The organism is Streptomyces sp. JHA26 (assembly GCF_002005565.1).
Classification (GTDB): domain Bacteria; phylum Actinomycetota; class Actinomycetes; order Streptomycetales; family Streptomycetaceae; genus Streptomyces.
The window spans coordinates 1-21,405 of sequence record NZ_BDJC01000030.1 but is presented as its reverse complement, the minus strand read 5'-3'; the positions used below and the strand labels follow the sequence as shown (position 1 = coordinate 21,405).

General features: G+C 74.0%; 17 protein-coding genes. 8 read left to right on the top strand and 9 right to left on the bottom strand.

The genetic code is table 11. The features are described 5' to 3' along the window. Window positions 1-323 precede the first annotated feature (323 nt). On the top strand, window positions 324-1,703 hold the full coding sequence (locus JHAT_RS19330; RefSeq protein WP_171990975.1) for an MFS transporter: 1,380 nt from the start codon (window positions 324-326) through the stop codon (window positions 1,701-1,703). Window positions 1,704-1,744: 41 nt separating this feature from the next. On the opposite strand, the gene JHAT_RS19325 is transcribed toward JHAT_RS19330, so the two are convergent. The 6 genes from JHAT_RS19325 to JHAT_RS19300 form a co-directional block, all read right to left on the bottom strand. Beyond that, window positions 1,745-3,706, bottom strand: a complete 1,962-nt coding sequence (locus tag JHAT_RS19325; RefSeq protein ID WP_171990974.1) for a GAF domain-containing protein — start codon at window positions 3,704-3,706, stop codon at window positions 1,745-1,747. Window positions 3,707-3,806: 100 nt separating this feature from the next. Further along, complete coding sequence (locus JHAT_RS19320) at window positions 3,807-4,607, bottom strand: 3-hydroxybutyrate dehydrogenase (protein ID WP_077799466.1); 801 nt, start codon at window positions 4,605-4,607, stop codon at window positions 3,807-3,809. A gap of 54 nt (window positions 4,608-4,661) precedes the next feature. Further along, entirely contained in the window at window positions 4,662-5,141 is a 480-nt protein-coding gene (locus JHAT_RS19315) for an NUDIX domain-containing protein (protein ID WP_077799465.1), read from the bottom strand. Window positions 5,142-5,209: 68 nt separating this feature from the next. Further along, window positions 5,210-6,823 (bottom strand): apolipoprotein N-acyltransferase, encoded by a 1,614-nt coding sequence (lnt, locus tag JHAT_RS19310; protein WP_077799464.1) that lies wholly within the window; start codon window positions 6,821-6,823, stop codon window positions 5,210-5,212. A 143-nt stretch (window positions 6,824-6,966) separates the two neighbouring features. Further along, a complete protein-coding gene (locus tag JHAT_RS19305) occupies window positions 6,967-7,509 on the bottom strand; it encodes a hypothetical protein (protein WP_077799463.1) in 543 nt (180 codons plus the stop codon). Between the two features lie 81 nt (window positions 7,510-7,590). Continuing rightward, on the bottom strand, window positions 7,591-8,376 hold the full coding sequence (locus JHAT_RS19300) for a glutamate racemase (protein WP_077799462.1): 786 nt from the start codon (window positions 8,374-8,376) through the stop codon (window positions 7,591-7,593). A gap of 38 nt (window positions 8,377-8,414) precedes the next feature. Between JHAT_RS19300 and JHAT_RS19295 the strand changes: the two genes are divergently transcribed. Beyond that, a complete protein-coding gene (locus JHAT_RS19295; RefSeq protein WP_171990973.1) occupies window positions 8,415-9,641 on the top strand; it encodes a glycosyltransferase in 1,227 nt (408 codons plus the stop codon). Between the two features lie 19 nt (window positions 9,642-9,660). On the opposite strand, the gene JHAT_RS19290 is transcribed toward JHAT_RS19295, so the two are convergent. Beyond that, window positions 9,661-10,956, bottom strand: coding sequence for a TerD family protein (locus tag JHAT_RS19290; protein ID WP_077799507.1), 1,296 nt, complete (start codon window positions 10,954-10,956; stop codon window positions 9,661-9,663). A 296-nt stretch (window positions 10,957-11,252) separates the two neighbouring features. On the opposite strand from JHAT_RS19290, the gene JHAT_RS19285 reads away from it, so the two are divergent. From JHAT_RS19285 to JHAT_RS19270, 4 genes are all read left to right on the top strand, one after another. Then, window positions 11,253-11,720: a DUF6643 family protein gene (locus tag JHAT_RS19285; protein ID WP_077799460.1), complete on the top strand. Its 468-nt coding sequence runs from the start codon at window positions 11,253-11,255 to the stop codon at window positions 11,718-11,720. Window positions 11,721-11,763: 43 nt separating this feature from the next. Then, window positions 11,764-12,591 carry an MOSC domain-containing protein gene (locus JHAT_RS19280; protein WP_077799459.1) on the top strand — a complete coding sequence of 276 codons (828 nt, stop codon included), beginning with the start codon at window positions 11,764-11,766 and terminating at the stop codon, window positions 12,589-12,591. A 184-nt stretch (window positions 12,592-12,775) separates the two neighbouring features. Next, the gene (locus tag JHAT_RS19275) at window positions 12,776-13,381 is read left to right on the top strand and encodes a hypothetical protein (RefSeq protein ID WP_077799458.1); all 606 of its coding nucleotides are present in this window, start codon (window positions 12,776-12,778) and stop codon (window positions 13,379-13,381) included. 220 nt (window positions 13,382-13,601) lie between these two features. Next, a complete protein-coding gene (locus JHAT_RS19270) occupies window positions 13,602-16,049 on the top strand; it encodes a right-handed parallel beta-helix repeat-containing protein (RefSeq protein ID WP_171990972.1) in 2,448 nt (815 codons plus the stop codon). 22 nt (window positions 16,050-16,071) lie between these two features. Here the strand turns inward: JHAT_RS19270 and JHAT_RS19265 are convergent, their stop codons facing one another. Continuing rightward, entirely contained in the window at window positions 16,072-18,441 is a 2,370-nt protein-coding gene (locus JHAT_RS19265; protein WP_077799457.1) for a hypothetical protein, read from the bottom strand. Window positions 18,442-18,721: 280 nt separating this feature from the next. Between JHAT_RS19265 and JHAT_RS19260 the strand changes: the two genes are divergently transcribed. Both JHAT_RS19260 and JHAT_RS19255 read left to right on the top strand, forming a co-directional pair. Continuing rightward, on the top strand, window positions 18,722-19,540 hold the full coding sequence (locus JHAT_RS19260; protein WP_077799456.1) for a DeoR/GlpR family DNA-binding transcription regulator: 819 nt from the start codon (window positions 18,722-18,724) through the stop codon (window positions 19,538-19,540). Window positions 19,541-19,658: 118 nt separating this feature from the next. Further along, window positions 19,659-20,132 (top strand): SRPBCC family protein, encoded by a 474-nt coding sequence (locus tag JHAT_RS19255; RefSeq protein WP_077799455.1) that lies wholly within the window; start codon window positions 19,659-19,661, stop codon window positions 20,130-20,132. A gap of 6 nt (window positions 20,133-20,138) precedes the next feature. Here JHAT_RS19255 and JHAT_RS19250 read toward each other — a convergent pair whose 3' ends face one another. Next, complete coding sequence (locus JHAT_RS19250) at window positions 20,139-21,263, bottom strand: PLP-dependent cysteine synthase family protein (RefSeq protein ID WP_077799454.1); 1,125 nt, start codon at window positions 21,261-21,263, stop codon at window positions 20,139-20,141. Window positions 21,264-21,405 lie beyond the last annotated feature (142 nt).

Here is a 21,405-nt window from a genome sequence, read left to right as displayed (position 1 = left end):
CGGTCTCTCAGTCCGGTCACCTGCCACGCAACGACTCTGAGTCGATCAATCCCAGATGCCCGAGTTCAACGGAGCGTAGTCAGCACCAAGTCAGCACGGGAGTCAGCACGGCACCGTCAAACCGTGCTGAACTACGCGTCCCGGACGGCACTCGTTTCGACCACCACCGGTCCCCTGAACCGCCTTTCCATGAGTCGGCATGGTGGCCGCACGCATAGCCGACCCTCGAACTATGTTGCCCCGCCACATGTGCGCCTGACCTGCGGATTCCTACGGTGTGGCGACACGCAAACGTCCCCGTCACAGCCCAGGAAGTGGTGCCGATGTCGTCGCCCGCAGCCGCTCCACCAGCTCCGAACAACCTCAAGCGCATCGTCGCCGCGTCCCTCATCGGCACCACCATCGAGTGGTACGACTTCTTCCTCTACGGCTCCGCCGCCGCCCTGGTCTTCAACAAGCTGTTCTTCCCGGACTCCGATCCGCTGGTCGGCACCCTGCTGTCGTTCCTGACCTACGCCGTCGGGTTCGCCGCCCGTCCGCTCGGCGCGCTGGTCTTCGGGCACTACGGTGACCGGCTCGGGCGCAAGAAGCTGCTGGTGCTGAGCCTGCTGATGATGGGCGGGGCCACCTTCGCGATCGGGCTGCTGCCGACGCACGCGACCGTCGGCACGGCCGCTCCCGTGCTGCTGACCGTGCTGCGGCTGGTGCAGGGGTTCGCGCTCGGCGGCGAGTGGGGCGGTGCCGTGCTGCTGGTGTCCGAGCACGGGGACGCCCGGCGCCGCGGGTTCTGGGCCTCGTGGCCGCAGACCGGAGCGCCGGCCGGGCAGTTGCTGGCCACCGGTGTGCTGTCGGCGCTGACGGCGCTGCTGTCGGACGCCGCGTTCGACAGCTGGGGCTGGCGGATACCGTTCCTGCTCTCCGGCGTTCTGGTCGTGGTGGGGCTGTGGATCCGCCTGTCCGTCGACGAGTCCCCCGTCTTCAAGCAGGCGCTGGCGCACGCGGAGGCGCGCAAGGCGGACGCCGAGCCGCTTCCGCTGGTCGCCGTGCTGCGGCACCACTGGCGTGACGTGCTGATCGCGATGGGCGCGCGGATGGCGGAGAACATCAGCTACTACGTCGTCACGGCCTTCATCCTCGTCTACGCCACCACCGCGGCCGACGTCTCCAAGCAGACGGCGCTCAACGCGGTGCTGATCGCCTCGGCCGTGCACTTCGCGGTCATCCCGGCGTGGGGCGCGCTGTCGGACCGGATCGGCCGTCGTCCCGTGTATCTGCTGGGGGCGGCCGGGGTCGGGCTGTGGATGTTCCCGTTCTTCATGCTCATCGACTCCGGGCACTTCGGCAGCCTCCTCCTCGCGGTGACCGTGGGCCTGGTGCTGCACGGCGCGATGTACGCGCCCCAGGCGGCCTTCTTCTCCGAGATGTTCGCGACCCGGATGCGCTACTCCGGCGCCTCCATCGGCGCGCAGTTCGCGTCGGTCGCGGCAGGCGCCCCGGCGCCGCTGATCGCCACCGCGCTGCTGAACGAGTACGACAACTCGACGTTCATCTCCCTCTACGTCATCGCCGCGGTGCTGATCACACTGGTCGCCGTGGGGGTGGCCAAGGAGACCCGTCACCGGGATCTCACCGACGTCGCGTCCGCGCAGGAGGGGTCCGAGGAGCCGGCCGACTCCCGCCCCGCCGGTGCGCGTACCGCCTGACCGCCGCGGCGCTGACCCCCGTACGCCCGGGCGTACGGGGGTCAGCGCCGTTCCGGGGCCGACAACCGGTGCAGCCTCAGGGCCAGTTGTATCTCCAGAGTGCGGGCGGGGCTCTGCCAGTCGTCGCCGAGGAGGCGGCCGACGCGTTCCAGGCGCTGGGCGACCGTGTTCACGTGGACGTGGAGCTCGTCCTTGGTGCGCGCGGGGCTCATGCCGCAGGCGAAGTACGCGTCGAGGGTGCGCAGCAGTTCGGTGCCGCGCCGCTCGTCGTAGGCCACGACCTGGCCGATGGTGCGGTCGACGAAGCCCGCGACGTCCCGGTCGCCGGCCAGGAGCAGTCCCAGGAATCCGAAGTCCTCGGCGGCGGCGCCGTCCCCGGAGCGGTTCAGCAGCCGCAGGGCGTCCTGGCAGCGTCTGGCCTCGGTGTAGGCGGCGGCCACGGTCTCGGGGCGGGCGGCGAGGTCCTCGACGGGTGCGGAGGCGCCGACGGTGACGGCCTCGTGGACGGCGGCCCCGAGGTCGCGCGCGGTGCGGCGGGCCAGTTCCGTGGCGCCGTCCCGGCCGTCGAGGGGAAGCAGCAGGACGGTGCCTCCGTCGCGGGCGGCGGCCAGGCCGTGCCGGGTCGCGGCGAGGTGGGAGGCCGCGGCCCACAGGCGTCGGCGGGCGTCCGCCTCCTGGTCGGCGTCGGGGGCGACGGTGTCGAGGCGGGCGGCGAGGACGACGTGCGTGGCGTCGAGGTCGGCGTGCAGCCTCCGGGCGCGTTCGCGCAGCAGGCGCGGGTCGCGGTCGCGGGCGTCGAGCAGGTCGTCCAGCAGCTCGCCGCGCACCCGTTGTTCGGCCTCGGCGGCGGAGCGCCGGGCGAGCAGCAGCAGGGAGGTGACCATCGCGGCCCGCTCCAGGGTGAGCTGGTCCACGGGGTCGAGTCCGGGGTGGCCCCGCAGGACGAGGGCGCCGAGCAGTTCGCCTCCGGCGGCGACGGCGGCGATCCAGTCGTCGTCGTGCCGCACCGCGTGCCCTTCCGCGCGGGACGCCTCCAGGGCCCGGGCGGGTGCCGCGGTGGCCTCGGTGAACTCGACGGTGCCGGCCAGGACCTGGGAGACCGCGGCGGCCACGTCGTGGACGCCGCCGCCGCGCAGGACCAGTTCGGCGAGCCGGTCGTGGACGTCGGAGGCGCGTTCGATGACGCCGCTGCGGTCCTTGATGATCGCGTTGGCCCGCTCCAGCTCGGCGAGGGCCGAGCGGGTCTCCGCGAGCAGGTTCGCGGTGTCGATGGCCGCCGCCGCGAGGGCCGCGAAGGAACCGAGCAGGGCGATCTGCTCCCGTTCGAAGACCCGGGCGCGCCGGTCCGCCGCGAACAGCACGCCGATGACGTGGTGCCCGAGCATCAGGGGGACGCCCAGGATCGCGACGAGTCCCTCGTCCCGTACGCCCGTGTCGATGGTGCGGGTGTGCTGGAAGCGGGCGTCCTTGAAGTAGTCGTCGGTGACGTAGGGCCGGGCGGTCTGGGCGACCAGGCCGCCGAGCCCCTCCCCCATGCCGAGCCTCAGCTGCTGGAAGCGGGCCGCGACCGAGCCCTCGGTGACGCGCATGTAGGTGTCGCCGCGTGCCGGGTCGTTGAGGCTGAGGTAGGCCACGTCCGTGCCGAGCAGCGAGCGGGCCCGCTGCACGATCGCGCGCAGTACGGCGTCCAGGTCGCGCAGCCCGGCGAGGTCGTGGGCCGTCTCGAACAGTGCCGACAGTTCGGCCTCGCGCCTGCGCCGGCCCTCCAGCTCGGAGCGCACGCGCAGCGCGAGGAGCTTGGCCCGCTCCAGCGCGGCCACCCGCTCGGCCGGTCCGCCCTCCGCGCGGGCGAGGAGCACCGGCTGCTCGTAGGCGTCGGCGGAGGCCCCCCTGGCCAGCAGTTCCAGGAAGGGCGTCTCGGCGTCGGCGGGCGCCGCGGGGTGTGCCGGCGCCGCGGCGTCGTGGGCGGGACGCTCGGCGGGCTGCGCGTGATCGCGGGACATGGTCACAGGATTCCCCATCGCACGGTCGTCCCGGCAGCCCTGTGGAGAACCCGGGCCGCCGGGAGCATCGCGCTGCTCGGAACGTGCGTCGTCGCCCCGGTCAGTGCGCGGTCCAGCCGCCGTCCAGGACGAGGGAGGTGCCGGTGACGAAGGACGCCTGCGGGCCGCACAGGTACGCCACGGCCTCGGCGACCTCCTCCGGTTCGATGAGCCGCCGCAGCGCGCTGTCGCGCAGCAGCACGTCGGACAGCACCTGTTCCTCGGGGATGCCGTGCGCCCGGGCCTGGTCGGTGATCTGCTTCTCCACCAGCGGGGTGCGTACGTAGGCGGGGTTCACGCAGTTGGAGGTGACGCCGTGGGCGGCCCCCTCCAGGGCGGCGGTCTTGGACAGGCCCTCCAGTCCGTGCTTGGCGGACACGTAGGCCGCCTTGTAGGCGGAGGCGCGCAGTCCGTGCACGGAGGAGATGTTCACGATGCGGCCCCAGCCCTGCCCGTACATGTGGGGCAGGGCGCCGCGGATCAGCCGGAAGGGAGCCTCCAGCATGACGGTGAGCACCGTGTGGAAGACGTCCGGCGGGAATTCCTCCAGGGGTCGCACCATCTGCAGCCCGGCGTTGTTGACGAGGACGTCGGTGCCGGCGGCCGCGTGCTCGGCGGCGTCCAGATCGGTCAGGTCCAGGACGTGCGGTTCGACCGTGCCCGTGAGGTCCACGGCCAGCTCGGTGAGCGCTTCCAGTCCCGTGGCGTCCCGGTCGACCGCTCTGACCTTGGCCCCGGCGGCGGCGAGTCGCAGCGCGCAGGCGCGGCCGATGCCGCCGGCGGCGCCGGTGACGAGGGCGGTGCGGCCGCCGAGGTCGAGCGGGGAGGCGTGGGGGGCCGGGGGGACACTGGGCGAGGTCATGTCCCGACCCTAGGCAGGGCCTCTCCCCCACCCCATGTGGGCACGCCCCATAGTTCAGACAGAACCAGTGGGGTCGAACCATGTGGGTGCGTCGGACAGTGCCTGCTTGATCCGGAACCGCCCGAACTCCCCGAGGTCCGGCAGGGCGTCCACCGCGAACCAGCCCACGTCCAGCGACTCGTCGTCGTTGACGCGGGCCTCGCCCGCGACGGCCCGGCAGCGGAAGGTGACGTCCATGAACTGACAGACGTCGCCGTTCTGGTAGGTGACCGGGTCGAGCGCCTGGACGAGGACCAGCCGCTCGACGACGCACCGGACGGCGGTCTCCTCCTCCACCTCGCGCACGGCGCAGGCGGCGGGCTGCTCACCGGGCTCAGGGATGCCGCCGATCAGCGACCAGCGCCGGTTGTCGGCCCGCCGGCCCAGCAGCACCCTCCCCTCCTCGTCGAGGACGACGGCGGTGACTCCGGGGAGCCACAGCAGCTGGTGTCCGGCCGAGGCGCGCAGGTCGCGGATGAAGTCGGGAGTAGGCATGCGCCCGACCCTAACGGGCCGGGCGGGCCGTTCTCGGGGGTGTACCGGGGCAAGGGGCGGGCGGACGGTCACACGCCACGGGCGCGCCGCCCGCGCACACCGGCGCCGACGACCCGGCCGAGCCCGCCGGCCGCGACGAGCACGAGGGCGATCTCCGGCCACACGCCCCACCGGGTGGCGGGGGTCTCGGAGGAGCGCAGCGGCACCTCCTGGACCAGGGAGTCCGCCACGAACATGCCGGTCTTCTGGGTGATCCGGCCGTCCGGCATGATGATGGCGCTGACGCCGCTGGTCACCGGCACGGTGACGGTCCGGCTGTGCTCGACGGCGCGGATGCGGGACATGGCGAGCTGCTGGTAGGTCATCTCGCTGCGGTCGAACGTCGCGTTGTTGCTGGGCACGGAGATCATCTGGGCGCCGTCGGTGACCTCGGAGCGCACGGCCCAGTCGAAGGCGGCCTCGTAGCAGGTGACGAGGCCGACCCGGGTGCCGGCCATGGTGAAGACGCCGGGCTCGGTGCCGCGGCTGAAGTCCCGGCTGACCATGGAGGTCCACTCGTCGTTGATCGCCCCGATCATCGAGCGCAGCGGCAGGTACTCGCCGAAGGGCTGGATCTGCCGTTTGTCGTAGGTGTCGACGGGGCCCTTCTCCGGGTCCCACAGGATCTGCTCGTTGAGCAGCCTGCCGTCGCGTTCGACGACGCCGCCGACCGAGACGGGCACCCCGATCGCCTTGGCGGCCCGGTCGATGACGTAGCGCGCGTCGGCGTTGGCGAAGGGGTCGATGTCGGAGGAGTTCTCCGGCCAGAGCACGAAGTCGGGGCGGTCGACCTCGCCGGCCTCGACCTGCGCGGCCAGGCGTTCCGTCTCGCGCGCGTGGTGGTCGAGCACGGCCCGGCGCTGGGCGTTGAAGTCGAGCCCGGCGCGGGGCACGTTGCCCTGGACGACGGCGACGGTCGCGGTGCCGTCCTCCGCCTCGTCGGTGACCAGCGGCCGGGCGGCCAAGGCGCCCACGACGGGGACGACCACGCCGAGCAGGGCCGCTGCCGCCGCGCCCCGTCGTACCGTGCCGGTGCGGCGTGCCCCGACGGCCAGACGGGCGGTCTCGGCGAGGCCGAAGCCGCACAGGACGACCGCGAAGCCGAGCACCGGTGTGCCGCCGACCGCGGCGAGCGGCAGGAAGACGCCGTCCGCCTGTCCGAAAGCGATCTTCCCCCAGGGGAAGCCGTGGAAGGGCACGCGCGCGCGTGCGGCCTCTCCGGCGATCCACACCGCCGCCGCCCACACCGGCCAGGCCGGGAGCCTCGACACCGCGGCGACGCCCGCACCGACCAGTGCGACGAAGACCGCCTCGATCACGACCAGGGCGAGCCAGGGGCCGGGGCCGACCTCCACACCGGTCCACACCAGCAGGGGCAGCAGGAAACCGAGACCGAACAGGTAACCGAGGCCGAGGCCCGCCTTCCAGCTCCGGCCGCGCAGCACCGCGCCGAGGACGGCGAAGGCGGGCAGGGCCAGCCACCACAGGGTGCGCGGCGGGAAGCTGACGTAGAGCAGTACTCCGGAGAGCGCGGCTGCGGCGGCCGGGAACGGGCGCGTGAGCCGCGCGGCGAGGCGCGAGGCGGGTGCGTCCTGCGGCTTCAGCCGGTCCGGCTCGCCGACGGTGGTTGCGGTGACGGTCACCCCCCGGAGTGTACGGCGCGTGACTTCGCCGCCGACAGCACGGTTCGAGGGGCGGTGGGGTCCGCGGCCGCGGAGCGCGCCGTCGTGCAGGGGTACCGGCGGGAACCGGGTGTGCCGCGGCCGCCGGGGCGGGTGCGGCGGTCTCAGTGCGCCGGGCCCGGGGCCTTCGGACGGAGGCGGTCCTTGATGACCTGGACGGCCGCTTCCGCGTCGTCCACGGTGATGGTGAAGGTGTGGCCGTCCCCCAGCCGCAGGACCAGGCCCTCGCCGCGCCGTACGACGACGGCGGTGCCCTTCTCCGGCCGCCAGCGGTAGCCCCAGCCGCCCCAGTGCCGCGGGGTGACGTGCGGGGTGAACTCGGCGCCCACGACGTGCGAGAGGGGGATGCGCCGGCGGGGCACGCCGATATGGCCGCAGCGCACCTCGAGGCACTCCTCGTCGACCCTCAGCGCGACGTGCACGAACGCCAGCGTGCCGAAGAGCACGAGCAGTCCGGCCGCGATGCAGCCGACGACGGCCATGGTCAACGGGGCGATGCCGGACTCCCAGGCCGAGTCGACGGCCAGCGCGATGCCGAGCGCCACGCAGGCGACGCCGATGAGCGCCAGGAACCACTGGACGCGGTTGGTGGCGCGTCCGGTCCAGACGGCGGCTGCGGGGGTGCTCTCGCCGGGGCGATGCCTCATGGATACGAGGTTACTCATGTTTCGCTGCGCGGGTACTTCGTCGCGCAGGGTGACTGGGCCGAGCGGGCGTGCGGCCCCCGGTCAGCGGGCGGGCGCGGCCGTGCGCAGCAGCCGGCCCTCCTCGTAGGCCGCCGCGGCCGCGGGCAGGGCGCCCTCGCGTCCGCTCAGCAGCACGGTGAGGGTGCCGGCGGCGGGTGCCCCGGGGTCGGGCCGGGCGCCGATCCGGCGCAGCGCCTGCGCGGCGACCGCGCCGGCGGAGCCGTGCAGGACGAGGTGCGGGGAGCCGGGGCGCTGCACGGCGGCACGGATGCGTTCGGCGACCAGTTCGTAGTGGGTGCAGCCCAGGACGACGGTCGTCACGTCCGCGGGCGTCAGCGCGGCGGCGGCGGCCACGGCGGCGGTGATCGCCGTCTCGTCCGCGTGCTCCACGGCTTCGGCGAGACCGTGGCACGGCACCTCGGTGACGGGCGTGCCGACGGCGAACTCCTCGATGAGTCCGCGCTGGTAGGGGCTGCCGGTGGTGGCGGGTGTCGCCCAGATCGCCACGCGTCCGCCGCCGGCCGCGGCGGGCTTGATCGCCGGAACGGTGCCGATGACCGGCAGGCCGGGTTCGAAGCGGGCCCGCAGCGCGGGCAGCGCGTGCACGGTGGCGGTGTTGCAGCCGACGATCAGGGCCTCCGGCCGGTGCGCGGCGGCGGCCTCGGCGACGGCCAGGGCCCGGCCGGTGAGGTCCTCCGGGGTCCGCGGGCCCCAGGGCATGCCGTCGGGGTCCAGGGAGAGGATGAGATCGGCGTCCGGCCGCAGGCGCCGTACCGCTGCGGTGGCCGCCAGCAGACCGATTCCGGAGTCCATGAGCGCGATCTTCACCAGGCCACGATAGACGATGGGCCTCCGCGCGCCGCGTCGTGGGGCAGACTGCGCACGTGAGCGCCGATGCGTGGACTTCCGTCGTGACCGTCGTATCCGCCCTGTCCCTCGCCGCCTGGCTGTGGCTGCTGCTCGCCCAGGGCTTCTTCTGGCGCACGGACGTCAGACTGCCCGACCGCGAGGAACCGGACGCGTGGCCGCCCGTGTGTGTCGTCGTGCCGGCGCGCGACGAGGCGGCGGTCCTGCCGGCGAGCCTGCCGTCGCTGCTCGCCCAGGACTATCCGGGGCGGGCGGAGGTCTTCCTGATCGACGACGGCAGCACGGACGGCACCGGTGGCCTGGCACGCGACCTGGCCCGGCGCCAGGAGGGCCTGCCGCTCACCGTGGCCTCGCCCGGGGAGCCGCCGGCGGGCTGGACGGGCAAGCTCTGGGCGGTGCGGCACGGCATCGCCCTGGCACGCGCGCGTGACCCCGAGTACCTGCTGCTGACGGACGCCGACATCGCCCACGCGCCGGACAGCCTGCGGCAGCTGGTGGCCGCGGCCCGCACCGGCGGGTTCGACGTCGTCTCCCAGATGGCCCGCCTGCGGGTCGAGAGCGCGTGGGAGCGGCTCGTGGTGCCGGCCTTCGTCTACTTCTTCGCGCAGCTGTACCCGTTCCGGCGCATCGGCAAGGTCCGTGCCGGGAAGAAGGGGACGCGGACCGCGGCGGCGGCGGGCGGCTGCGTGCTGCTGCGCACCGGCGCCGCCGAGCGGGCGCGGATCCCGGACGCCATCCGGCACGCGGTGATCGACGACGTGGCCCTCGCCCGGGCGGTCAAGGGCAGTGGTGGCCGGGTGTGGCTGGGGCTGGCCGACGGGGTGGACAGCGTGCGCCCCTACCCGCGGCTGCACGATCTGTGGCGGATGGTCTCGCGCAGCGCCTACGCCCAGTTGCGGCACAACCCGCTGCTGCTCGCCGGCACGGTCGCCGGCCTGGCGCTGGTGTACCTGGTGCCGCCGGCGGCGGCGGTCTCGGGCGCGGTGGCCGGCAGTACGGCGGCGGCGGTGTGCGGAGCCGCCGCATGGCTGGTGATGGCGGGGACGTACGTGCCGATGCTGCGGTACTACCGGCAGCCGCCGTGGCTCGCCCCGCTGCTGCCGTTCACCGCGTTCCTGTACCTCCTGATGACGGTCGACTCCGCGGTGCAGCACTACCGGGGGCGCGGCGCGGCCTGGAAGGGCCGCACCTACACCCGTCCGGGCGCCCTGCCCGACGAGGGCTGAGCGCCCGTGCCGGGAGGGTTCACTTGCGGCCCGGGGTCCAGTTCATCCCCCACCCGTAGGCGTGGTCGACCGTCCGCTGCGGGCTCACACCGCGCTCGGGCACCAGGTAGCGGGCCTCGCGCTGGACGACGAGGTCGTCGCCGGTGTTGGTGATCAGGGCGAGGGCGCACACCGTCGAGGGCACCGTGCACTCGTCGAGCGAGAAGTCGATCGGCGCTCCGTGCTGCGGCTGGAGGGTGACCGTGGCGTGCAGGTCGGCGAAGGAGCGCGCCCCCTCGTAGATGGTGACGAAGACGAGGATGCGCCGGAAGTGCTTCTGGTGGTCGAGGCTGATGGTGAGGTTCTCGCCGGTCGACACGGCACCGGTGCGGTCGTCGCCGTCGAGGAGGATGAACGGCGGCTGGTGCAGCGCGCCGAAGGCGTTGCCGAGGGCCTGGACGACGCCCTTGCGGCCGTCGCCGAGTTCGTACAGGCAGCACAGGTCGAGGTCGAGGTCGTCGTGCATGGCGACCGGGCGGCCCAGCTTGCGGGCCCAGCCGGAGAACTGCTTGCGCACCTGCCAGTTGAGGTTCACGCGCATGGCGCCCGAGGTGCCGCCCTGTTTGGTGAGGGAGACGGAGGGCGCGGCCTTGGTGAGCGTGACCTTGGTCAGGCGGACCGGTTCGGCGGAGGGCGCCGTCGCGGGGGGCGGCGGGGTGCCCGCGGGCCGCGTCGTGGGCGGGGGCGGCACGGTGGCCGGGGCGGGGGGCGGCACGGTGGCCGGGGACGGTGGCGTGAGGGCCGCCGGGGCCTGTTGCGGCTCGTCCACCGTGATGCCGTAGTCGGTGGCCAGGCCCTCGAGACCGCTGTCGTAGCCCTGACCGACGGCCCGGAACTTCCAGGCGCCCTGCCGGCGGTAGAACTCGCCGAGCACGAACGCCGTCTCGACCGTGGCGCCGGGGTTGTCGAAGCGGGCGACGACGGTGTTCCGCGCCGCGTCCCGCACCTCGATGTACAGGTCGGGGACCCGGCCGAACGACCCGCCGTCCGAGGAGGCGGCGACGATCACCGTCTCGATGGCGGGCTCCACGCGCGCGAGGTCGACCAGCAGGCTGTCGGTCACCCTGCCGCCGGCGTCCCGCTTGCCCTCGTGCCGGACCGCGCCGGAGGAGTGCGCCGGCTGGTTGTAGAAGACGAAGTCCGCGTCGGAACGGACCTTTCCCGCCACCAGGAGCAGCGCCGAGGCGTCCGCGTCGGGCACGCCGGGGCCGGACCGCCAGCCCAGTTCGACCCGCAGCGCCGTGGCCGGCACCGGAGTGTTCGAGCCCTTCGGCATGGACATGCCTGCCCCCATCACGTGTCACCGCGCCGGGCCGTGTCCCGGCGGTGCGCCAAGTCTTCCGTGCCCAACCTATTCCCCTTCCCACGCACCGCCCACGAGGAGTGCGCGGAGGCCACCGGCCAACCGCCGGTAACCCGCCCGGAACTCGGCCTTTACACCAAGATCGCGTCCCGCGCCGCCCCTTTTTGTCGCTTTCACTCTGATTGGGGATCTCAGGTCACCGCGAGCACGGAAAACAACCCTCTTATCGGTCTCCCCAACCAGCACATCGTGGGCTTAACTTATGTGCCATGACCTCCCCCCGCTCCACTTATGGTGGCGGCTACTATTCCGCCTCCTTCCCGGACACCCCGATCTACGACTCGCTCGTCGCCGAGCGCGGTACCCCGCAGATCGCCCCGATCCGGGTTCCGGCCGAGTACGACGCGCCGGGCAGCCACCTGCCGGCGCTCCCGTCGGCCCTGCCCGCCCTCCCGGCGGCCCCTTCCCAGCCCTCCTACGGTTATCCGCAGCAGATGCAGCAGCCCGCGCCGCTGCAGCAGGCGAGCGCCGCGTACGTCCCGCAGCAGGCGCCCACCGCGTACATCCCGCAGCAGGCGAGCGCCCCGCGCGGATACCCCGGCCCCCAGCAGCCTCAGCAGCCCCGCCCGGTCGCGCCCGGCCCCGCGGGGTACGAGGCGATGCGCCCAGCGGCGCCGCGGCCCGCCCCGGCTCCCTATCAGGACCCGTACAACAACCAGCAGTACCGCGGCTACTGAGCCGTCTCCCCCGGGTGCCGACGCCGCCTGGCACCATGACTCCATGGGGAACGCGCGACTGCAGTCGATTCACGTCCATCCGGTCAAGGCGTTCCGGGGCCTCGCGCCCCGGGAGGCCGTCGTGGAGCCCTGGGGGCTGGCCGGAGACCGCCGCTGGATGCTGGTCGACGACGGGGGAAGGGTCGTCACGCAGCGCGAGCAGCCGCGCCTCGCCCTGGCCGCCGCCGAGCTCCTGCCCGGCGGCGGCATCCGGCTGTCCGCGCCCGGCCGCCGTCCGCTGACGGTCCCGGTACCGCACGCGGTGGACACGATCCCGGTGCGGCTCTTCGGCGACAAGGTCGAGGCGGTCCCGGCGCAGGGGGACGCCGCGCACGCCTGGTGCAGCGCCCATCTCGGGGCGGGCGTACGGCTGGTGCACCTGGACGATCCCGCCACCCGCCGGCCCGTCGACCCCGCGTACGCGCTGCCGGGCGAGACCGTCTCCTTCGCCGACGGCTTCCCGCTGCTGCTCACGACGACGGCGTCCCTCGACGCCCTCAACTCCCTGATCGCACAGGGGGAGCACGCGGCGGAGGGCCCGCTGCCCATGAACCGCTTCCGGCCGAACCTGGTCGTCACCGGCACCGACGCGTGGGCGGAGGACGGCTGGTCGCGCATCGCCGTCGGCGAGGTCGGCTTCCGCGTCGCCAAACCGTCCGGACGCTGCGTGGTGACGACCACCGACCAGGACACCGCCCTGCGCGGCAGGGAGCCCCTGCACAGCCTCGGGCGGCACCGCCGCATCGGCCGCAAGCTGGTCTTCGGGCAGAACCTCGTGCCCCTCGGTCCCGGCACGGTCCGGGTCGGCGACCCGGTGCGGATCGTCGGGTGACGCACGCGACGCGCCCACGTTCCGGTGACCGGGAACCCGGTCACCGGAACGTGCGTTGGCTCGTATGAGAGACAGGTGGGAAGAGACGGCCGAGGACGCCGGCGCGAGACGCGCCGCCCGCCCGGACCGGCTCGGGGACGGACGGATCGACCGGGGGCGGCAGGAGCGGGAAGGGGGCCGGGCAGTGCGGGCGATCAGGGGACTCTGGCGCTGGCGGCACAATCCGCTGCGCCGCACCACCGACCTGGTCGAGGCCTGGGTCGCCCTGGCGGGCCTGCTGCTGATCCTCTCCGTCGCGCCCCTGGTCGGCGTGCTCGTCGGAGGGGCGGCGCAGGACACCCTCCAGCGGTCGGTCCGCGCCCAGCGCGAGTCCCGCCACCAGGTGACCGCCTCCGTCGTCCGCGAGCTGAAGCGCTCCCCGCTGGACGTCGATCCGGAGGGCGTCTCGGCCGGGAACCTGCGCAGTCGTGTCCTCGCCCGGTGGGAAGCGCCGGACGGCTCCGAGCACCGCGGTCCCGTCCTCACGGGCCTGCGGGACCCGCACAGCGGCGACCACTTCCGGATATGGACCGACGGGCGGGGCCGGCCGGTGGCCCGCCCGCTGGACTCCTCCACCGCCACGACGCACGCCGCGCTCGCCGGCATCGGCGCCGCCCTGGCCACCGCGGTCCTGACCGAGGTGATCCGGCGGATCGTCGTGTGGCGCATGGTCCGCCGCCGCTACGACCGCTGGGAGCAGGAGTGGGGCCGGGTGGGCCCGGACTGGGGCCTGACCGGCACGGGCAGCTGACGGGCTTCCGCCTCTGGTCAACCCACCGTCCGCGCGCACGCTACGGTGGACCGGCCGAACCGATCGGCGACAACCCGCGCGTGAGGAAGCCACAGGTGCGCGCCGGTGCCGGGAGCGCGTGCGCGTCCGGACCCGGGCACGGCCGCGGTCCCGCCCCGGCCGGGGCGTCCAGGGCGGCGAACGAGCCATCAGTACGACGAGGTGGGGGCACAGCAACACCATGGCACAGGGCACGGTCCAGGTGACGCACACCGGCACCTCGCGGTGGCGGCGCCGCACGGGGGAGTACGCATCGCTCGCCGCCGCCCTGGAGGCCGCGACCGACGGTGACGTCCTCACCGTCGCCCCCGGGACCTACCGGGAGAATCTCGTCGTCCAGCGTGCGGTGACCCTGCGCGGGCCCGAGGGGGCCCAGGGTTCGGTGCGCATCGCGCCCGTCGACGGGGTGCCGCTGACGGTGCGCGCCTCGGCCGTCGTCCAGGACCTGCACGTCGAGGGCCAGGACGCGGCGGCACCCGCGGTGCTCGTCGAGGAGGGCACCCCGGAGCTGCTGGACGTCCGCGTGGTCACGCGGTCCGCGTCCGGCATCGAGGTGCGCGGCAGCGCCCGGCCCACGGTCCGGCGTTGCACCGTCGACAACCCCGCCGGCATCGGCATCGCCGTCCTCGACGGCGGGGGCGGGGTGTTCGAGGAGTGCGAGGTCGTCTCGGCCGGCCAGGCGGGTGTCACCGTGCGCTCCGGCGCACGCCCCCGGCTGGAGCGCTGCCGGATCCACCACGCCGCCGGTTCGGGGCTGACGGCGACCGGTGAGCACTCCGCGCTGGAGGCGCTGGGGTGCGAGATCTACGAGGTGCGGGGCAGCGGCGTCCAGGTCTCCGGGCGGGCCACCGCGCACCTGACCGACTGCGACGTACACCGCACCACCGGCGACGGCGTCACGCTCGACACCGACGCCGTGCTCACGCTCGCCGACTGCCGCATCCACGACATCCCGGAGAACGCGGTCGACCTGCGCTCCCGTTCCGTGCTCACCCTGACCCGCACCAGCGTGCGGCAGTTCGGGCGCAACGGCCTGTCGGTGTGGGACCCGGGCACGCGCGTGGACGCCAACCAGTGCGAGATCTTCGACAGCACGGGCGACTACCCGGCGGTCTGGGTCAGCGACGGCGCCACCGCGGTGCTCGACTCCTGCCGGGTGCACGACGTGCCGGACGCGCTGTTCGTGCTGGACCGCGGCTCGCGCGTGGACGTCGTCGACAGCGATCTGTCCCAGGTGCGGAACACGGCGGTGTCGGTGAGCGACGGCGCCACCGCACAGCTCGACGACTGCCGCATCCGGGACGCGGCGACGGGCGCGTGGTTCCGCGACCACGGCAGCGGCGGCACCCTGAACAACTGCACCCTGGACGGCAACCGCACCGGCGTGATCGTCACCAAGGGCGCCGACCCCACCATCGAGCGCTGCACGGTCGACTCCCCCTCCGAGGCCGGCGTCTACGTGTCGGCGGGCGGGCGCGGCAGCTTCCTGAACTGCCGGGTGACAGGCAGCGCCGGCTACGGCTTCCACGTGATCGACGGCTGCCGCACGACGCTGCGCAAGTGCCGCACGGAGCGGTGCGCGCGCGGCGGATTCGAGTTCGCGGACGCCGGCCCCGGCGCGTCGTCCGACTCGGGGCCGCTCGTCGAGGACTGCGCCAGTGACGAGAGCGGCGGCGGTCTGGCGCCTCCCCCGGCGCGGGAGACGGCCGTGGAGACGGTGGGCCACTCCTCCGGCGGTCTGCTCGGCTCGGTCCCGGGGCAGCGCAGCACCGAGCAGGAACCGCTCGTCCCGGCCGCCGGCCCCGCGGAACCCGCCCGGACGTCGAAGGCCGTGCTCGGCGAACTGGACGCGCTGGTCGGCCTGGAGAGCGTCAAGCGGGAGGTCCGTGCCCTGACCGACATGATCGAGGTGGGCCGGCGCCGGCAGCAGGCGGGGCTGAAGGCCGCGTCGGTCAAGCGGCACCTGGTCTTCACCGGCTCCCCCGGCACCGGCAAGACGACGGTCGCCCGGCTGTACGGCGAGATCCTCGCCTCCCTGGGCGTACTGGAGAAGGGCCATCTCGTCGAGGTGTCCCGCGTCGACCTGGTCGGCGAGCACATCGGTTCCACGGCGATCCGCACCCAGGAGGCGTTCCAGCGGGCGCGCGGCGGCGTGCTGTTCATCGACGAGGCGTACGCGCTGTCCCCCGAGGACGCGGGCCGGGACTTCGGCAAGGAGGCCATCGACACGCTGGTGAAGCTGATGGAGGACGAGCGGGACTCGGTCGTGGTGATCGTCGCGGGCTACACGGCGGAGATGGAGCGGTTCCTCTCGGTCAATCCCGGGGTGGCGTCCCGCTTCTCACGGACCATCACCTTCGGCGACTACGGGCCCGAGGAGTTGCTGCGGATCGTGGAGCAGCAGGCCGAGGAGCACGAGTACCGGCTGGCGCCGGGTGTGCCGGAGGCGCTGACGCGGTACTTCGCGGCGCTCCCCAAGGGTCCGGCCTTCGGCAACGGCCGCACCGCGCGCCAGACCTTCGAGGCGATGGTGGAGCGGCACGCGAGCCGCGTCGCCCAGCTGGCGGACCCGAGCACGGACGACCTGAGCCTGCTCTACGAGGAGGACCTGCCGGAGCCGCCCCGGTAGGAGCGCACCGGGGTGGCGGGCGTCAGGCCGGGTCCGCGTCCGGCGCGGGCGGTGTCCGGCCGGTGTGGCGCGGTGCCGGCACCTCCGGGCGCAGCCGGGCCAGCAGCCGTCGCCGTTCCTCGGCGAAGACCGGGTCGGCCTGGTAGTCGGAGTGGCCCAGGATCGGTGCGGGCAGCGGGTGCAGATCGGTGCGGCCGTAGGTCAGCGGGTCCTGGAGGGGTGCGCGGTCCACGGCCGGTCCGCAGTCGCCGGGCAGCCGCATCGGACCGCCGATGGGGTCGGTGCGCCGGTAGAGGTTGCGCCAGCAGTCGACGTCCCGGTGCAGGGAGCCGAGCGCGTCGGGTCCGAAGTGGGCGGGGAACCAACGGCCGTAGAGGCGCTCCAGCGGTGAGCCGTAGGTCAGCAGCGCGACCCTCTTGCGGGCGGCGGGCGCCAGTTGCCAGGCCGCGGCGGCGGCGAGGACGCTGCCCTGCGAATGTCCGGAGATGACGAGGCGCCCTCCGGTGGCGCGGGTCCAGGTCGCCATGCGCCAGGTCAGGTCGGGCACCGCGCGCTCGGCGTAGCAGGGGGGTGCGAAGGGGTGGGCGGCGCGCGGCCAGAAGGTGCCGACGTCCCACAGGATGCCGATGGTGCGCCGGGCGGAGGCGTCCTTGTAGGCGCGCCTGCCCCAGGTGACGAACAGTATGAAGCCGAGACCGATGAGCCAGGAGCCCAGCGCCTGCGCGGTCTGCGCGGCTCCGTGCACCACGGCGTACGTCCCGCGGGAGGCGTCGGCCGGCACCTGGTCGGTCGTCAGGGCGCCCACGAGGGCCGCCGCGCCGAGCAGCAGGGTGGCGACGGAGGTGATGCCGACGACGAGCGGGCCCCGGTCGGTGAGGCCGGCCACGGCGCGCGCGGTCGCGATGCCGCGGGTGCGGGCCGGGTCGTCGGCCTCTTCGGGGTGCTCGCCCTCGACGGCGGCCCGCTCCGACCGGGCGATGCGCCAGGTGCGCCGGGCGAGGGCGGCGCACAGCAGCAGCACGACGAGGAGCAGCGGCGGGATGGCCGACGCCTGCCAGGTCAGCAGGACCGGCGGCCCGTCGATGGAGGCGCCGGTGCCGTCCAGCCAGTCCGAGACCCGCTGCGCCACCCCACCGGACATCACGCTCCCCAGCGCGCAGGCCAGCATGGCGACGGCGGGGCCGCCGAGGCCGCGGATCGCGGCGCGCGGGTCGGGGGATGCGCGGTGCAGCGTGTGGGCGACCGCACCGAGGACGATCACCAGCAGTCCCTGCACCAGGGCGATGCCGCCGAAGGTCATGTCCCCGGGCAGCCGGCCGGCCGACGTCCAGCCCGGGCGGGCCCAGCCGCCGTAGACCAGGGCGCTCACGAGCAGGGCGAGGGCGGCGAGCGGCAGGCATCGCACGACGCGCCGGTCGATTTCCCGGTCGAGGCGGTTCTCGCTGCGGCCCCGGCGACAGGAGACGCCCACCGCCGCGACCGCGGCGGCGGCCAGTGCGCCCTGCAGCAGCCATCCGAGCGTGTCGAGCAGCGCCGGCCCGCCGGACGCGCGGTCGAAGCGGGCCGCCGGCACGCAGACCGCGGCGGCGACCGTCAGCAGGCCCGCCGCGGTGTGCGCAGCGCGCAGCCGGGCCACCAGGCGCCGCCCGTACCAGAATCCCGGCCGGTTCAGGGCGGTGTGACCGGGGCTCTCCTCGAGGTCGGCGGCGCGGTCCATCGGCTGCCGGGACTCGTACGCCCGCCAGGTGCGCAGGGACAGGTACCACAGGAGACCGGTGAGCGCGGCGGGCACGGCGGCCGCGAGGGCGAGCCTGCGGCCGGGTGGGCTCCACCACCCGGCGCCCGGGCCCTCCGGCGACAGGAAGCCCAGCCAGGAGTGCCGCCGGGCGCACGCGCGCGTGCCCGCGCACTGCCAGGCGACGAGGTCGATGGCGACCTCGCAGGCCGCGGCGACCAGCAGCACGGTCAGGGTCAGTCCGGCGAGCCGCACGAGCAGCCCGTAGAGCCGGACCGTCCGGATCCGGCCGTGCGCGGTGGGCCGCATCCAGTGGGCGAGGTTGACCACCATGAACGGCAGGAGCAGCAGCCACAGGGCGCGGGTGCCGTTGCCGGAGGTGAGGTTGCACCAGACGTAGGCCTCGGGCACCGGCCGGCCCCGGTAGTCCTCGGGCCGGGACTCGGCGTCGGCGTCCTCGGTGCGCCGGAAGACGGCCGCGGTGTGGTCGCCGGTGACCCGCACGGTGCGCGGGTCGTCCAGCATCTCGGCGGGTGTCGTGCCGCCCACTCCGTGCACCAGGAGTTCCAGGGCGGTGCCGGTCTCCCGGTTCTGCGGGCCGGGGGCGGCGGGGTCGCCCCCGCCGTCGGCTCCGGCACGTTCCTGCGCCTGTTCCACTGTCCGCACTCCCCCGTGACGTGCCGTCGGCCGTGTCCGTGTCCGTGCGGGCACAAGGATCTCCGCTTCCCGGACGTCGCACACCCCTCGGCACGGAATCTCCTCGAACCGTGTGACGGACGAGGCGTCAGTGGCGGGTGTACTCCCACAGCCGGTGGCGCGGCCCGCCGTGGGGCGTGCGAGGATGGGACGTCCGCGCACCGGAGCGAGAGGGCCTCCTCACGGGAGCGGCTGGGCTGGGCGTGTCGGACGGTTTTGCGGCGAAAGGACCGAAGCGTACGTGAGTGAGAATCCGAACCTCCTCGCGGAGCAGCGGCGCGCCCTGATCCTCGACGAGGTGCGCCGCCGCGGTGGTGTCCGGGTCAACGAACTGACCCGCAAGCTCGGCGTGTCGGACATGACGGTCCGCCGCGACCTCGACGCGCTGGCGCGGCAGGGCGTGCTGGAGAAGGTGCACGGCGGTGCGGTGCCGGTGGTCGAGGCGAGCACGCACGAGCCGGGGTTCGAGGCCAAGTCGGGTCTGGAGCCGACGGCCAAGGAGGACATCGCGCGGGCGGCGGCCGAGCTGGTCGCGCCGGGTGCCGCGATCGCGCTGTCGGGCGGTACGACGACGTACGCGCTGGCGCACCGGCTGGTGGACGTGCCGGATCTCACCGTGGTGACCAACTCGGTGCGGGTGGCCGACGTGTTCCACGTGGCGCAGCGCACCTCGGGTGCCCGGCAGGGCACGGCCACGGTGGTGCTGACCGGTGGTGTGCGCACGCCCTCCGACTCACTGGTGGGGCCCGTCGCCGACCAGGCGATCGCGGCGCTCCACTTCGACGTGCTGTTCCTGGGCGTGCACGGGATATCGGCCGAGGCCGGTCTGTCGACGCCGAATCTCGCGGAGGCGGAGACCAACCGGCGGCTGGTGCAGTCGGCGCGACGGGTCGTGGTGGTCGCCGATCACACCAAGTGGGGCGTGGTGGGCCTGAGTTCGTTCGCGGCGCTGGACCAGGTCGACACACTGGTGACCGACGTCGGTCTGCCGGCGGACGCGCGGGCGGAGATCGCGGAACATCTGCGGCTGGTCGTGGCGGGCGAGCCGGACGGCGACTGACCCGCCGGCCCGGCGAGCGCCGTCGGTGCCCCGCTGACAGCGGCCGCGTCCGCCGCTAGGGTGACGGCCGCTTCACCGGCCGCCCGCTTCGCGGCTCGTCACCAGGAGGTCGTCGTCCATGGTTCGCCGTCTGCGTCCGGTGGGACTCGACTTCGTCGAGTCGGCCCCCGTACGACTGGTCTTCGTCGCGGAGATCTCCGCCGCCCCCGAGCCGGTCTTCCGCGCGCTCGCCGAGGACGTGCCGGGCTGGACCGCGTGGTTCTCCGCGGTGACGTCCGCACGGCCGATCGGCGAGGGAGCAGGACGCGAGATCCGGCTCCGGGGCGGTACGCGCTTCGTGGAGACGGTGCTCGCGGCGGAGCGTCCCGAGGTGTACGCCTATCGCGTGGACGTCACCGACGCGCCGGGCGCCCGGGCGCTGCTGGAGGAGTGGCGGCTGGCGCCGGCCGGCACCGGGACGCGCGTGCGGTGGACGTTCGCCGCCGACGGCACGGCCCCCTTCCGCTTCGCCCTGAAGCTGGCCCGCCCCGCGCTGGGACGGGCGTTCCGGGGCGCGGTCACGTCGCTCGACCGGCGTCTGGCCGGGCGGTAGCGGCGGTCACGCGGGCCAGGAGCCGGTGCGCAGGAGGGACTCGATCGCGGCGGCGTACGGACGGATGTCCATGCCCTGTTCGGCGAGCCACGCGTCCGAGTAGTACTTGTCGAGGTACCGGTCGCCCGGGTCGCACAGCAGCGTAACCACGCTGCCCCGGCGTCCCTCGGCGACCATCTCGGCGACGATCTTCAGCGCGCTCCACAGTCCGGTGCCCGTCGACCCGCCGGCCTTGCGGCCGATGGCCCGCTCCAGGGCGCGTACGGCGGCGACGCTCGCCGCGTCGGGCACCTTCATCATGCGGTCGATCGCACCGGTCACGAAGCTCGGTTCCATGCGGGGCCGGCCGATGCCCTCGATGCGGGAACCGCAGTCGCAGGTGACGTCCGGGTCGCCGGTGGTCCAGCCGTCGAAGAAGCAGGAGTTCTCCGGGTCGGCGACGCAGACGCGGGTGTCGTACTGCATGTAGTGCACGTAGCGCGCGAGGGTCGCGGAGGTGCCGCCGGTGCCCGCCGTGGCGACGATCCAGGCCGGCTCGGGGAAGCGCTCCAGCCGCAACTGCCGGAAGATCGACTCGGCGATGTTGTTGTTGCCGCGCCAGTCGGTGGCCCGTTCCGCGTAGGTGAACTGGTCCATGTAGTGGCCGCCGGTCTCGGCCGCCAGGCGGGCGGACTCCTCGTACATCCTGCGCGGGTCGTCCACGAAGTGGCACCGTCCGCCCTGGAACTCGATCAGGCGGATCTTCTCGGCGCTGGTCGTGCGCGGCATCACCGCGATGAAGGGGACGCCGATCAGCGAGGCGAAGTACGCCTCGGAGACGGCCGTCGAGCCGCTGGACGCCTCGATCACGGGCCGGTCAGGCCGGATCCAGCCGTTGCACAGGCCGTACAGGAAGAGCGAGCGGGCGAGCCGGTGCTTGAGGCTGCCCGTCGGGTGGGTCGACTCGTCCTTCAGGTAGAGGTCGATGCCCCACCGTTCCGGCAGCGGGAACAGGAGCAGGTGGGTGTCGGCCGACCGGTTGGCGTCGGCCTGGACCTTGCGCACGGCTTCTTTCAGCCAGGCGCGGTAGTCGGCGTCGCTGTGGTCGACATCGAGGGTGGCGCCGGTCCGGGACTGCTGGGGGGTGCTCACGACGGGGCTCCTTAGGCTGCGCTCCGACGGCGCCTCGCGCGGCCGGCACACCGATCATAGGCACCTTCCACACGCTTCTCACCTGCATAAACACACCTTTGGGGGCCCCAAAGGCGCCCTGGGGCAAGGGCTGTGGCCGCGT

Coding starts and splice junctions, on each gene's coding strand:
- JHAT_RS19330 (WP_171990975.1), top strand. CDS start 324: ATGTCGTCGCCCGCAGCCGCTCCACCAGCTCCGAACAACCTCAAGCGC.
- JHAT_RS19325 (WP_171990974.1), bottom strand. CDS start 3,706: ATGTCCCGCGATCACGCGCAGCCCGCCGAGCGTCCCGCCCACGACGCC.
- JHAT_RS19320 (WP_077799466.1), bottom strand. CDS start 4,607: ATGACCTCGCCCAGTGTCCCCCCGGCCCCCCACGCCTCCCCGCTCGAC.
- JHAT_RS19315 (WP_077799465.1), bottom strand. CDS start 5,141: ATGCCTACTCCCGACTTCATCCGCGACCTGCGCGCCTCGGCCGGACAC.
- JHAT_RS19305 (WP_077799463.1), bottom strand. CDS start 7,509: ATGAGGCATCGCCCCGGCGAGAGCACCCCCGCAGCCGCCGTCTGGACC.
- JHAT_RS19290 (WP_077799507.1), bottom strand. CDS start 10,956: ATGCCGAAGGGCTCGAACACTCCGGTGCCGGCCACGGCGCTGCGGGTC.
- JHAT_RS19285 (WP_077799460.1), top strand. CDS start 11,253: ATGACCTCCCCCCGCTCCACTTATGGTGGCGGCTACTATTCCGCCTCC.
- JHAT_RS19280 (WP_077799459.1), top strand. CDS start 11,764: ATGGGGAACGCGCGACTGCAGTCGATTCACGTCCATCCGGTCAAGGCG.
- JHAT_RS19270 (WP_171990972.1), top strand. CDS start 13,602: ATGGCACAGGGCACGGTCCAGGTGACGCACACCGGCACCTCGCGGTGG.
- JHAT_RS19255 (WP_077799455.1), top strand. CDS start 19,659: ATGGTTCGCCGTCTGCGTCCGGTGGGACTCGACTTCGTCGAGTCGGCC.